Origin of the sequence: Paenibacillus sp. DMB20 (genome assembly GCF_000987955.1) — a bacterium.
In the GTDB taxonomy this organism is placed as follows: Bacteria; Bacillota; Bacilli; order Paenibacillales; family Paenibacillaceae; genus Paenibacillus_AQ.
Map to the genome: position 1 here is coordinate 23,075 of NZ_LAZU01000046.1, position 12,976 is coordinate 36,050.

9 protein-coding genes, 2 rRNA genes and 3 pseudogenes are annotated in these 12,976 nt (G+C 51.3%); 2 read left to right on the forward strand and 12 right to left on the reverse strand.

Going from position 1 to position 12,976, the window contains the following annotated elements; translation table 11 throughout:
* Positions 1 to 44: 44 nt before the first annotated feature.
* The 5 genes from XI25_RS26140 to XI25_RS26160 form a co-directional block, all read right to left on the reverse strand.
* Complete coding sequence (locus XI25_RS26140) at positions 45 to 1,973, reverse strand: FtsX-like permease family protein (RefSeq protein WP_046680920.1); 1,929 nt, start codon at positions 1,971 to 1,973, stop codon at positions 45 to 47.
* Positions 1,948 to 2,721, reverse strand: coding sequence for an ABC transporter ATP-binding protein (locus XI25_RS26145; RefSeq protein ID WP_046680928.1), 774 nt, complete (start codon positions 2,719 to 2,721; stop codon positions 1,948 to 1,950). Before XI25_RS26145 ends, XI25_RS26140 begins: the two co-directional genes overlap by 26 nt.
* A 231-nt stretch (positions 2,722 to 2,952) precedes the next feature.
* On the reverse strand, positions 2,953 to 3,939 hold the full coding sequence (locus XI25_RS26150) for a sensor histidine kinase (protein WP_046680921.1): 987 nt from the start codon (positions 3,937 to 3,939) through the stop codon (positions 2,953 to 2,955).
* Positions 3,936 to 4,634, reverse strand: coding sequence for a response regulator transcription factor (locus XI25_RS26155; protein ID WP_046680922.1), 699 nt, complete (start codon positions 4,632 to 4,634; stop codon positions 3,936 to 3,938). The genes XI25_RS26150 and XI25_RS26155 overlap by 4 nt, the downstream gene beginning before the upstream one ends.
* 106 nt (positions 4,635 to 4,740) lie before the next feature.
* The gene (locus tag XI25_RS26160) at positions 4,741 to 5,451 is read right to left on the reverse strand and encodes an acyl-[acyl-carrier-protein] thioesterase (RefSeq protein ID WP_046680923.1); all 711 of its coding nucleotides are present in this window, start codon (positions 5,449 to 5,451) and stop codon (positions 4,741 to 4,743) included.
* Positions 5,452 to 5,618: 167 nt separating this feature from the next.
* Between XI25_RS26160 and XI25_RS26165 the strand changes: the two genes are divergently transcribed.
* Complete coding sequence (locus XI25_RS26165) at positions 5,619 to 6,455, forward strand: MurR/RpiR family transcriptional regulator (protein WP_046680924.1); 837 nt, start codon at positions 5,619 to 5,621, stop codon at positions 6,453 to 6,455.
* Between the two features lie 88 nt (positions 6,456 to 6,543).
* Here the strand turns inward: XI25_RS26165 and XI25_RS26170 are convergent.
* A pseudogene (locus tag XI25_RS26170) lies at positions 6,544 to 7,241 on the reverse strand (N-acetylmannosamine-6-phosphate 2-epimerase).
* Position 7,242: 1 nt separating this feature from the next.
* Positions 7,243 to 8,809, reverse strand: a pseudogene (locus tag XI25_RS26175) (PTS transporter subunit EIIC).
* A 238-nt stretch (positions 8,810 to 9,047) separates the two neighbouring features.
* On the opposite strand from XI25_RS26175, the gene XI25_RS26180 reads away from it, so the two are divergent.
* Entirely contained in the window at positions 9,048 to 9,305 is a 258-nt protein-coding gene (locus tag XI25_RS26180) for a GlsB/YeaQ/YmgE family stress response membrane protein (protein WP_046680925.1), read from the forward strand.
* Between the two features lie 201 nt (positions 9,306 to 9,506).
* Here the strand turns inward: XI25_RS26180 and XI25_RS26185 are convergent.
* From XI25_RS26185 to XI25_RS26205, 5 genes and pseudogenes are all read right to left on the reverse strand, one after another.
* Positions 9,507 to 10,479: pseudogene (locus XI25_RS26185) on the reverse strand (ring-cleaving dioxygenase).
* Between the two features lie 23 nt (positions 10,480 to 10,502).
* On the reverse strand, positions 10,503 to 10,952 hold the full coding sequence (locus tag XI25_RS26190; protein WP_046680926.1) for a MarR family winged helix-turn-helix transcriptional regulator: 450 nt from the start codon (positions 10,950 to 10,952) through the stop codon (positions 10,503 to 10,505).
* A 315-nt stretch (positions 10,953 to 11,267) separates the two neighbouring features.
* Complete coding sequence (locus XI25_RS26195; RefSeq protein ID WP_327204862.1) at positions 11,268 to 12,248, reverse strand: ketoacyl-ACP synthase III; 981 nt, start codon at positions 12,246 to 12,248, stop codon at positions 11,268 to 11,270.
* Between the two features lie 192 nt (positions 12,249 to 12,440).
* A 5S ribosomal RNA gene (rrf, locus tag XI25_RS26200) occupies positions 12,441 to 12,557 on the reverse strand.
* Between the two features lie 52 nt (positions 12,558 to 12,609).
* A 23S ribosomal RNA gene (locus XI25_RS26205) occupies positions 12,610 to 12,976 on the reverse strand; the annotation flags it as partial.

The window sequence follows — 12,976 nt, forward strand, 5'->3', positions numbered from 1 at the left end:
GGCAAGATTCAATTGATGAAGGACGTTTTTTTTTCCTGAAGACTTTATTGAATCGTTTTATACAATCGGTTCAGGTAACGCCAGCGCGTGATGAAGAAATAGATGATCTGCACGCTCAGGAAAAAGATGAAGATTTTCACCGTATGCCCCACAACCGAGAAATCCACGAGCTGCTGCAGCGCCACGAACGAAACCCCGCTGTGGATCACCGCGATCGCCATCGGCAGGAAGAACATGATGGTCAACTGCCTTGTTACGATTTTCCGGAGCTCCGGTTTGCTTAATCCGACCTTCGATATCATCCGGTACTGCTGCTCGTCCCTGGACAGGTCCGCATAAAGCCGGAAGTAGATGAAGCTGGCCGCGAAGGTAAAGAAGACGATCCCGATCAGGCCGCTGACCATAAGCAGGATGCCGTTCTGCTGCGTTGCGCTTTTCCAGTCGAAATATAAAATCTGTAAATAATAGCCTTGCTCCGTGTTGGATTGTTCGAAGGCGGCCGAGATTTGGCGAGAGACGTCGCCTGAATTTTTCCAGTCCGGCACATAGAAGGCATGGTAGGTCGGCGTATAGTTGTCGGTTCGCTCGGCCTTGAGCAGTTCGTCATAAAGGGCGTCGGATACCACCAGCGCCGTTCCGTAAGCCACCGGCATCGCAATGAACGTCTCCGCTTTCACGACGGTAACCGTCTCGTTCACGTTAAAGTGGACAATCTCCTCTTTCTCCTCCAGCGTTCCATTCAATCGGTTGCTGTTCTTCTCCGTTACCGTTCCCGGACTCGCGATCGCCTCCATTTTTCCGAGCTTCGCCGCCGGATGGCCAAGCGCCTGAATCAGGCTGTTATATTCGCGAAGACTCACGACAATTTGGCCGTTTTCCGTATAAACGGGCCTCACAGCCCCTTCCCTGAATTCGAAGCCGGCTTTCTTCAGCTCTTCCCTGATGATTTGCGCATTCCGCGCATTCTGCTCTGGATTTTTATCATATAAGGAATACGTGTACGCATAAGGATTTTCCATCGCGGACAAGCCCGGGTCCCCGATCGCCAGCGTCGTCCCGATCCCCGTAAAGGCGGATGCCGAAATCACGGAAACCAGGAAAAACATGACCGCATTGTCCCGGATCCGGTATACCAGCTCCGAAATCGTCAGCAGATTGGTTTTGCGGAAAAAGAACTTCTGTTTCTTCTGCAGACGGCGCATTAGGAAGACGCTGAACTGGGTGAATAGGAAGTACGTGCCGATGATGACCAGAATGACGCCTCCGAACAGGAGCGGAAAGGAGAATAGCTGCAGGATGGCAAAAGTCATGACCATGCCGTACCCGGCCCCGATCAGCAAAATGGCCAAAAGGGCGAGCCACGGCGAGGCCTTCGGCTGCGGTTTGGGGCTTTCTTCCGCCTTGACCAGCGCCAGCAGGGTGCCCTTTCGAAGCATCATCGAAGAGAACAGGGCAATCAGGACGAACAGCACCGCATAGGCCCCAGCCGTCAAGCCCAGAGCTTTCAACGGAAAGTAGAAGGGCAGGCCGTTTTCCACGGCTAGCAGCTTCGCGCTGATCAGCAGAATCAGTTTCGAGAACAGCAATCCCGTGCCGATGCCCGACATTATGGCAGCCGCGCCGATCAAAATATTCTCGATAAACAGCATCCGGTTCAGCTGGCTGCGGGACATGCCCAGGATCAGCAGAATGCCGAACTCCTTTTTGCGAACTTTGATAAATGCCCCCACCGAATACAGCAGGAAGAAGAACGTAAATACATATACGACATATTGGGATACGGTCATGCCCATCGTTCCGAGCATGCTCATGGTCCCGCTGGACGATACGATGCCGTTCTCCAGATTGGGATGAAACGCAAGCAGCGCGTAAGTAAAGAAAATCATGACCGAGAAGGCACTGCTCAGGAAATGCGCGATATACGTTCGTTTGCTGCGAAGGACGTTGTTAATGGCGAACTGGCGAAAATTCATGACCCGTCCCTCCCAACAGCGACAGCACGTTGATAATTTTTTGGTAGAAGGCAGCACGGTTGTCGCCGAAAGTAATTTCGTTGTACAGCTGTCCGTCCTTGATGAAAATAACGCGGTTGCAATAGCTCGCCGCCACCGGATCGTGAGTGACGAGCAGCATCGTCGCTCCGTCCTCCTTATTCCGCCGGTCCATCATCTCCATCACGTCCCGAGCCGATTTGGAATCGAGATTCCCTGTCGGTTCATCCGCCAATACCAGCTTCGGCACATGAATGAGCGCCCGGGCTACCGCCGTCCGCTGAGCCTGCCCTCCGGATATTTCGTACGTTCTCTTGTTCAAAATGGACGTAATGCCGAGCTTTTCGGCCAGAATCCCCACGCGCCGGTTCATTTCTTCCAGCTTTACGCCGTCGAGCGCCAGCGGAAGAACGATATTCTCCTTGACCGTCAAAGTATTCAGCAGGTTAAAGGATTGAAACACAAAACCGAGCTCACGGCGCCGGAACATGGCCAGGTCATTATGCGAGAGGCGGAACGGATCCTCTCCCCCGATCCGGATTTCTCCGGATGTCGGACGGTCGATCGTGGAGATCATGTTGAGCAGGGTTGTTTTGCCGCTGCCCGAAGGGCCCATAATGCCGACGAATTCCCCTTCGTTGATCGTGAGATTGATATTGGACAGCGCTTCATGGGATACGGCCGCTTTATAAACCTTTCCCAGGTTTCGCACCGATAAAATTTCTTGCATCACGTTTACCTCGCTTTCATGGCTTTCTCTAATATCAGTGTAGAGGATGCCCCCTTTTTCTCCTATCGATCTGTCTTTCATCTACCTTACATCGATGTAAGTTTCAGCATAACTGTTTTCCAAGCCTCCCGTTCAAAGACATGAATGCGAAAAAAAACCTTATCCCAAAGCCGGATGGAGAGTCTTCCATTCCTGCGGGATAAGGTTCCTCATGTATGCCAATGATCGCCTCTACACCGAAAAAATCAAACGGACGATCGTTCCCTTGCCGGGCTCGGACTCCAGTTCGATGTCGTGATTCAGCTTGCGGGCGGCCTCCCTGACGAGATAAAGCCCCATTCCGGTGGACTCCTTCAGCTTTCTCCCGTTTTCGCCGGTATAGAAAGGCTCGAACACCCGCGTCATATCCGATTTTGGAATGCCGATCCCCCTGTCGCGCACTTCCAGCATGACCCTCCGCCCGTCTTCGGTCTTAAACGCCTCTACCGTAACCTTATTCCCGCTTCCGGCGGAATACTTTATGGCGTTGGACAGCAGCTGAAGCAGAATGAATCGGAGCCATTTCGCATCGCTCTGAACGGTAAGGCCCGGTTGGATCAGCACCTCCGGATAAACGCGGCTGTGGATGAAATAGCGCTTGTTCTCATGGATCGCGTCCACGGAAGCCTGATGCAGCTCTACCGGCTCAACGTTGAAGTCCTGCTCAAAGGTGTCGAGCCGGGACATGTACAGAACCATCTCGAGCCCCCGGCGGATCCGGTCCGATTCCTCCGAAATGCTTCGGTTGGCGTCGTTGTCGTCCTCCTGCGTAATCATTTCTATGACGGACAGCGGTGTTTTCATTTGATGCACCCATTGGTTCATAAAGGTCATATGCTCTTTCCGGTGCCGTTCCCACTCCTGCATGACGCTCCGGTATTGGCGATACTGCTCTTCCATCAGCTCGCTCAATGCCGATGGAAGCGGGGCTGATTCGTTATGCCTGATCGAATCCTCCAGCGATCGTATCGGCTGCGACAACCTTTCGTAAAACTCGCGGTGGGTGAAATACCGGAAAGCCAGGTATCCCCCCAGGATGGAAAGCCCCAGGAACACGGCATAGGCAGCCGTCACCGGATGATCATAGCCGTCGTACCAGAATACGAGCAGGACGACCAGCAGTTGAATAGAGGAAAAAACAATCAGCGGCAGATGTTCGCGCCAAAACAGCTTTTTCATTTCGGCTGCTTCCAGACGGCGTTCAACCGGTAACCCGAGCCGCGCACCGTTTCGAGCGCATCCTCAATGCCGAGCTCCGCCAGCCTTTTTCGCACGCGGGTTATATTGACGCTAAGCGTATTGTCGTCCACGAAGCTATCGTCCCACAGTTTTTCCAGGATGGTCTCCCTGCTGACGAGGCGAGGGGAGCGGCTCAGGAGGGTCTCCAGAAGTATCGTTTCCTTCTTCGTTAAAGTTGCGGTTTTGTCTTCCAATCGGAGCTCCATCCGTTCGGGGTACAGGACAAGCCCTTCTTTATCGACGGTCCGTTCCCCGGATACCGCAGCGTAATCCCCGTACACCCGCCGAAGCTGGCTGTGGATTTTGGCAATGACGATATCGTAATGGAACGGCTTCGTTATATAGTCGTCCGCCCCGTTTTCAAGCGCCCTTAACTGATCCATCGTACCGTTGCGGGCAGATATGAAAATAATCGGGCATGTCGATACGGAACGGATCTGCCGGCACCAGTAATAGCCGTCGAAGCTGGGAAGATTGACATCCAACAATACGACGTGGGGCCGTATTTCCTTGAACCGATCGAGCACGTGCTCAAACTCCTGAACCTTTACGCACTCATTCCCATACCTGACGATATGCGATTCAAGCAGACCTGCCAGCTTGGGGTCATCCTCGACGATCATGATTTTGTACATGCATGAACTCCTTCCATAGAACGTCCGGCTGTCTCCCCTCTTCCGAGAAGCAGCCTTGCTCCTAGCGCATGCTCAACCTCTTTATGATGTCATAACGACGGCCGCTTCAAAAAAAGTTTGTCCCTTCCGATGAGACCCCCTGTACGTATACCGTATCGCCCTCTCCGGATGAGCGTCGGAGCCTGATCTCATCCCCCATTCTCGCCTCGCGATGATACGTAATCTTAAAGCCGGCAGCCCGCCCTTTGGTCAGCTCGTTTTCCTCCAGGACATCGAAGCAAAGATCGGCGTAACGCGCATTGTTCAAATGCCCGTTGCTGTCGATTCCGCTGTAGCGGACCGTATGGGCGTATGTTTCCTTTAACGCGGTGCCTTCCGGTATAATCGCCTTGTCCGGCGGACTCCCCGCCGATTCCATATGTACCGGCACTTCATAAGGAAAAGCGGAGGGCCTTAAAATTCTGCGTTTATGGATATCCACCAAAGCCCATACGGAGCGTGCGCTGCCGAACTCTTTGCCGGTCCTGTCCGTAAAACGGTAGTCTCGGTTCCATAGCGCCCCCTTGGCCCCCCTGCTCCAGGTCGATATATGTATCTCATCCGCATATTGGGGGATGTTTGCCATCTCCATGTCCATGGTGATCAGCATCCAGCCTAATCCCTGTTCCAGCATTTGATCGCGGCTTACGCCAAGCTTCTCGATATGCGTGTCCGCGGCTCTCTGCATGAAACCCAGCATGGCGGACCACCTGCATTCGGAGCGAAAATCGACATCGTCCGATTGAATGATGATTTCCTCGGTCCAGCGTACAGTCATTTCTACTCATCTCCTTTGGTCATACCTCTATATTTTAATCAAAATAATCGGCTTCGCGAAAATCAAATCGCCGAAAAAGGCCTTCGCTTCCGAGCCGTTTTCCCTACGCAGCAATAAACGCTATAATTGAAATATAACAAATTTGCTGCCTGGAAGGTGAAGAAACAATGCAGCCCAGCATCATGGACGAGCTCCAGCTCCAGTACCGCAACCTTTCCCAGAAAGAGAAGGAAATTGCGGACTATATCGTTCAATACAAGAACACGATTCATAATATTAATATCCGGGAGCTTGCCGAGCACACCCATTCCTCAACATCGACGATCACCCGCTTCTGCCGAAAAATCAATTGCGAAAGCTTTGTCGACTTCAAAATCAGGCTGAGCCGGGAGTTCGAGAAACCCGTGGATGAAGATAACTGTTTTTCGAAAGTACGGAATTTGTACAACGATATCGTAAACTCCACCGCGGACATGATTCAGCAGGAAAACATCGAAACCGTCGTTAACCTGATCAAAAAGGCCAAGCGCGTGCAAGTATACGGATTGGGGAGTTCCGGTTTATCGGCTCTGGAATTTAAATACCGTTTGATGCGCATGAATATCACCATTGACGCGATGACCGATTCCCATATGATGATCATGAGCGCCTCCCTCCTGCAGGAGAATGATCTGGTGATCGGCCTGTCGAACTCCGGCCGCACGGAAGAAGTCATTCAAGCGATGAACGTCGGGAAACGAAACGGGGCCACGACCGTCAGCATTACCAACTACAATCATACGCCGCTCACCGATATTTCCGACATTTCGCTGTTTACCCCGAGCATGTACAGAACGGGAGACCAGCACTTTATCAACAGCCAGCTGGCGATCATATATGTGCTGGACGTCATCTCCATGCTGCTTCTCGGCGACCCCAAGCTGCAAAAGAACCGGGAAAACACCCTTCATGCTTTATATGATACCGCTAAATTCGACAAGGCGAACAAAAAATCTCCGGAATGATGGCTGCTAGCGGGATTCCCTATGCCTCAATAAGCTGAAAACCAGAAAACGCCCCTTCAATACGAAGGAGCGTTTCTTTGTTTGTATTTTAAGAACTCATATGATTCACGAATCTCTCGGTAATTTGCTGCGGCCGGGTAATGGCTCCCCCGACAACAACGCTGTATGCACCGACCTCAATGCAGCGCTTTGCCATCTCCGGCGTCATGATATTTCCTTCCGCGATCACGGGGGCGCTGACCGATTTCACGATATTTTTGAGTATCTCAAAATCGTTATCGTAAACCTTTTGCCCTTTGCTGGACGGCGTATAGCGACCAGTGTCGATGAAACAAGGTCAAATCCCAACTGATCCGCCGCCACCGCCTCCTCCACCGTCGATACGTCGGCCATCAGCAGCTGGTCGGGATACTTTTCCTTGATTTGCTCCACCAGCTCTTTCAGCGTAAGCCCGCCCGGCCGCCGGTCGAACGTCGCATCCAGCGCAATGATCTCCACGTTCTCACCCGCAAGCTCGTCGATTTCCTTCATTGTGGGCGTGATGTAAACCTCAGCGTCCGGATAATCCCTTTTTACGATGCCGATTACCGGAAGCTTGACCCGGGTCTTGATCTCCCGGATATCCTCCGCCGTATTGGCGCGAATCCCGGCTGCTCCGCCCTGAAAGGCTGCCAAAGCCATTCTTCCCATGATAAAAGAGCTGTGCAGCGGTTCATGATCAAGCGCTTGACACGAAACGATCAATTTGTTTTTAAAACCGAGCTGATCCAATTTGCTATTGCTCATCTTATGACTCTCCCATATATTCTTCGATTTCGTTCTTGATAATCGTGACTTGCGGCCCGTAAATGATCTGGACCCCGTTGCCTTTTACGATGACCGCTTTGGCTCCCGTCTGCTTCAGCTTCTCCTCCTGGACTCCGTCCACTTTAAAGACGGATACGCGAAGACGCGTCGCGCAGCAGTCCAAATCTTTAATGTTTTCCTGCCCGCCCAGTCCCTGCAGAATGGCTGCCGCTCTGGCGTCGCCCGCGGATTCGGCCGGGGAAGCCCCGCCTTCCCGTTCTCCACTTACGGCCGCAGCTTCAACCTCGCGTCCCGGCGTTTTCAAGTCGAATTTAACGATCAGGAAACGGAACGTAAAGTAGTATAGGCAGAACCATGCCGCACCGATGAGCGGAACCATCATCCAGTTCGTTTTGGCTTGGCCTTGGAGTATGCCGAAGAGAATAAAGTCTATCAGTCCTCCGGAGAAGGTCTGGCCGATGGTAATTTCGAATATGTGCGCCAGCATGAAGGCAAAGCCGTCGAATATCGCGTGGATCACATACAGGAACGGCGCAATAAACAGGAACGAAAATTCCAACGGCTCCGTGATGCCCGTCAAAAACGAAGTAAGCGCGGCGGACAGCATCAGACCGAAGACTTTCTTTTTGTTCTCCGGTTTAGCCGTGTGGTAAATCGCCAATGCGGCCCCCAGCAAACCGAACATCATGGTGATAAAGCGGCCGGACATAAAAACGCGAAGTCCCGATGAAAAACTTCTGCGTCGTCGGGTCCGCAAGTTGGGCGAAGAAGATTTTTTGCGTCCCTTCAACCAGTTGTCCGCCTACTTCCATGGAACCGCCAAGCCCTGTCGTCCAGAAAGGCATGTAGAAAATATGATGCAGTCCCAAAGGCCCCAGCAAACGAAGGATGAATCCGTAAAACAGTGTGCCTACATAACCCGTGGCTTCAACCAGCCCGCCGGCCTTGAAGATAACCGATTGAATCAAAGGCCAGATGAAATACATCGCGACACCGACCAGAATGGCCGCAAAAGAAGTTACGATCGGAATAAAGCGCGAGCCTCCGAAAAAGCCCAAAAACTGCGGCAGTTGAATTTTATTATACCTGTTGTGAAGTATCGCCGTAACCAGACCGATGATAACGCCGCCGAATACACCGGTTTCAAGCGTCTGTATGCCAAGGATCATGCCTTGGCCGACGGATGCAAAATTGTCTGCCGCGAGGTTTCCCGTAATGACCAGCATGGCATTGATGGTCGCATTCATGACCAGATACGAGAGCCCGGCAGAAAGGCCCGCCGTTCCTTTATCCGACCGTGCCAACCCGACGGCCACGCCGATGGCAAACAACAATGCCAGATTGGCGAATACGATACTGCCTGCGCTGCTCATGATAGTAAACACATTTTGCAGCCAAGGCACATCCAAAAACGGGTACGTGCGGACCGTGTTCGGATTGGATAGCGCTCCGCCGATACCGAGAAGAAGTCCTGCAGCCGGAAGAACCGCTATGGGAAGCATAAACGATTTGCCAAATCGTTGTGCTTTCTCAAAGAAGTTATTCATGATTGTGCTCCTCTTTTCATCGGAAAATTAATTTCAGTATTAATATATAACACGAAAGTCATTTTCGTGAATTGAAATGTAATCCTTTTCTTCGCACAGTTCTCCTGTTTTAAAACGTATTCTCCGACGGGCTGGATAAATTTATACACAGGCCATAAAAAGCGTCCTCTGTTTAAAACTCGCTTCTTTGGTTAATAGTAAAGCACAAACAAATAAATCATTTTATGAGGTGATAAGCATGGGTTTTCTTTGGTCATTGATTGTTGGCGGCATTATCGGTTGGATCGCGGGCTTGATTATGGGACGAGATATTCCGGGAGGAATTATCGGTAACATCATTGCCGGTTTTGTCGGCGCATGGCTCGGCGGTCTGCTGCTTGGGGAATGGGGTCCGGAAATTGGCGACTTCTTCATCATTCCGGCCCTGATTGGTGCCGTAGTGTTGGTCTTTATCGTCAGCCTGATTATGGGTTCGATGAGAAAAGGCCGCTCTTAATGTAATGAGATGTACATGAGATGTGATGAGGTTTAACCGAAAGGGGCCAACAGGCTTGGCCCGGACTCCTTCACGACCACGGTGCGGACAACATCGTCATCATCGATCGGAGGTCCTTTTCGGCGATTGCTTCTCCATTACACCAAAAAGGCATCCTTTGGGGTCAACCGACCTTGGGGATGCCTTTTCTCTTTGATGCGGTTATTGAATCGTATCGAGCGGCTTCAGCATGCTTTCGATCTGCTCGCGCTTCGGTTCGAGAAACGGCGGAAGAGCAAGAGATTCTCCGAGATGATCCAAATGTTCATCCGTTGCAAATCCGGGGCCATCCGTCGCAAGCTCGAAAAGTATGCCGTTTGGTTCCCTGAAGTAGAGGGATCTGAAGTAAAAGCGGTCAACGAAACCGGAGTTGGGCAATTTCACGGAATTAATCCGGTTAATCCATGCTCTTAACTCCTCCTCATCCTCCACCCGGAACGCCACATGGTGCACGCCGCCGCGTCCCAAGCGTTCATGCGGGAGATCGTTCCGTTCCTCCACGTGAACCTCGGCGCCGGTTCCGCCCTCTCCCGTTTCATAGACGATAATGTCCAGCTGTCCTTCCACCTCAGACGGATATTGACCTTTGCGGCGGAATCCCATAAGTTCCGTCAAGACAACGCTTGTCGGCTCTGCATCCGGTACCGTTAACCGGACCGGTCCGAGTCCCGTAATGGCGTACTCTGCCGGTACCGGACTCTTTTTCCAAGGATTGCCCGAAGGTACGCCCCGGTTGTCTTCGTCCGATACAAGAATCAGCCGCTGCCCCTCAAAATCCCGAAACCCTAACGTCAGGCGTCCGGCCCGTTCACGGATCTCTTCATGTTCCACTTTATATTCGTCGAAGCGCTGTTTCCAGTATTCCAGTGCACGGTCATTCGGCACCCGCAGGGAAGTGGCGGAAATGCTGTTATTTCCGTCCCGGTTCTGTCCCGCCATTGGAATCTCGAAAAAGGTAAGTTCCGTTCCCGGGTTGCCTCTCTCATCGCCGTAAAACAAGTGATACACCGAGATATCATCCTGATTGACGGTTTTTTTTGATCAGGCGCAAGCCCAATACTTTTGTGTAAAACGCAAAATTTTCAGGTGCCGCCGCTGTAAGGGCGGATACGTGGTGAATCCCTTTAAATTCCATGTCATAACCTCCTAAGAATGTTTTTATCGGTTTTTCTGTATTTTCTTCAATAAGAGCAGCAGCTGTCTCTTTTCATCTTCGTCCAATCCGTCGAACTGGGACGACTGAAAGAATTCCTGTTTCGGCACCACGTTATCGTGGAGCTGCTGACCGGTTTCGGTTAAGAAAAGGCACTTGTTTTTGGAGCTTTGTTCCCGGCGAATCCACCCTTGCTCTTCCATTTTGGACAGCAGCTGCGCAATGTTACCCTTTGTGACAAACAGTTTATCGGCAAGCTCCTGTTGGGTCAGTCCCTGCCGGGACCCGATTTGCGCAAGAACGTCGAACTGGGCAGCCGACAGATTCCATCGCTTTAAATGCTGGTTCGCTTCGCGAATGCTGCGGTTAAATATTCGAGATATGCGGAACCATATCAACAGACCTAATCGTTCTTCCTGCCTTGAGTTTGTTTCGTTCAACACATCTTTTGCCACAGCCTCACCTCTTCTCCGTTTGATATCAGTTTAGTACTAAACTAACGTACTGTCAATATAGTATTTACTTACTTTTATAAATTTAATCAAAATTAAAAAGCAGCCCATTCCCTCATTGAGAGATAAGCTGCTTTATTTAGACTTCATTCTATTTTCAAAGAATGTTTTTATGACGTCGGGTCTACCCCGCATGCAGCATCGCAACACGTGCCGGGAGAAGCGATCGTTGGGATTGCCAATGTCTCAAGGGTCATTCGCCCGGTTACTTTTTTTAATGCCCAGACCGAAAACCTTGGATGGAATTTCAGGGTTATTTTATATCGTCCAACGCAGCAGTGATCCCGCATAGGTCATCCCCCCGCCAAAGCCGTAAAGCAGCACATGATGGCCTGCATGGAGACGACCCTCGTCAACGGCCAACTGCAGGGCCAGCGGAATCGAAGCGGCCGAAGTATTGCCCCTGTATTCCACGCTGGTTAACGTTCGATCCATCGGGACCGGGCCCCGTTCGCAAATCGCCTCGATCATGCGCAGATTTGCGCTGTGGGGGACGAACCAATCCACTTCTTCCGCAGACATGTTTCCTCTCTCCAATAAAACCCGCATGCCTTCCGGAATGTTTCGTACCGCCCATTTATAGATTTCGCGTCCGTTTTGAACAAGACAGCCGCTTTTCAGTTCCTGTCCATCCATTCGCTCTGACAGGGCAGTCTTGTACAAGTGAATCCCTCCTTCGCCAAAGGTTCCGGAAATAGAAGCGATAAAAGCCGGGCTTTCATCGTCCCGTTCCACAAGAACGGCTCCCGCCCCGTCCCCAAACAGGACGCAAGTCGTCCGATCGGTGTAATCCGTAATTTTGGATAGAGTTTCGGCTCCGACCACGATCACTTTACGATATATGCCGCTTGTGATCAGGCCATCTGCCAATTGAAGCGCATAGGTGAATCCCGCGCAAGCCGCATTTAGATCCAATGCGCCGGTGCTTTGTATCCCTAGTTTTGCTTGTACCCGCGAAGCGGTGCTTGGAAATGAGTAATCCGGTGTGCTTGTCGCAACCAGGATCATATCCGCATCCTTCACTTCGACTCCGTAACGTCGAACCATATCGTTTACGGCCTCTACTGCCAGATCAGATACAAACTGATCGGGCTCCGCGATCCGCCGTTCGCGCATGCCGGTTCGCTGCACGATCCACTCATCGCTGGTATCGACAAGCTTTTCAAGATCAGCATTGGATAGTATTTTAGCAGGGACATACGTCCCGATCGCCGTAATTCTTGATTTGGATTGTGTCACCTTGCGCACCTCCATTGTTTTTGTTTATTATACCACCAAGTATTAGTACTTGGTACTAATATTTTTGTTTGAATACCTATTATTTTAATTTTTTTTCTATTCGTAGTACCCTCGATAGGATTGCCTCAAAAGTTATGAAAACATACAAAAAAACCGTGATTGAATTTTCAATCACGGTTTTTCAGGTTGTTCGCTTGGCGACGTCCTACTCTCCCGGGACCCTTCGGTCCAAGTACCATCGGCGCTGGAAGGCTTAACGGTCGTGTTCGGGATGGGTACGCGTGGAACCCTTCCGCTATCGCCACCAAACGATTCAAGGTTGAACCTTGAAAACTAGATACGAAACGTTTTGCGTTATGTTTAGGATAAGCCCTCGACCGATTAGTATTGGTCAGCTCCATGCATTGCTGCACTTCCACCTCCAACCTATCTACCTCGTCGTCTTCAAGGGGTCTTACGAATTGGGAAATCTCATCTTGAGGGGGGCTTCACGCTTAGATGCTTTCAGCGCTTATCCCTTCCGTACTTAGCTACCCAGCCGTGCTCCTGGCGGAACAACTGGTGCACCAGCGGTACGTCCATCCCGGTCCTCTCGTACTAAGGACAGCTCCTCTCAAATTTCCTACGCCCACGACAGATAGGGACCGAACTGTCTCACGACGTTCTGAACCCAGCTCGCGTACCGCTTTAATGGGCGAACAGCCCAACCCTTGGGACCTACTTCAGCC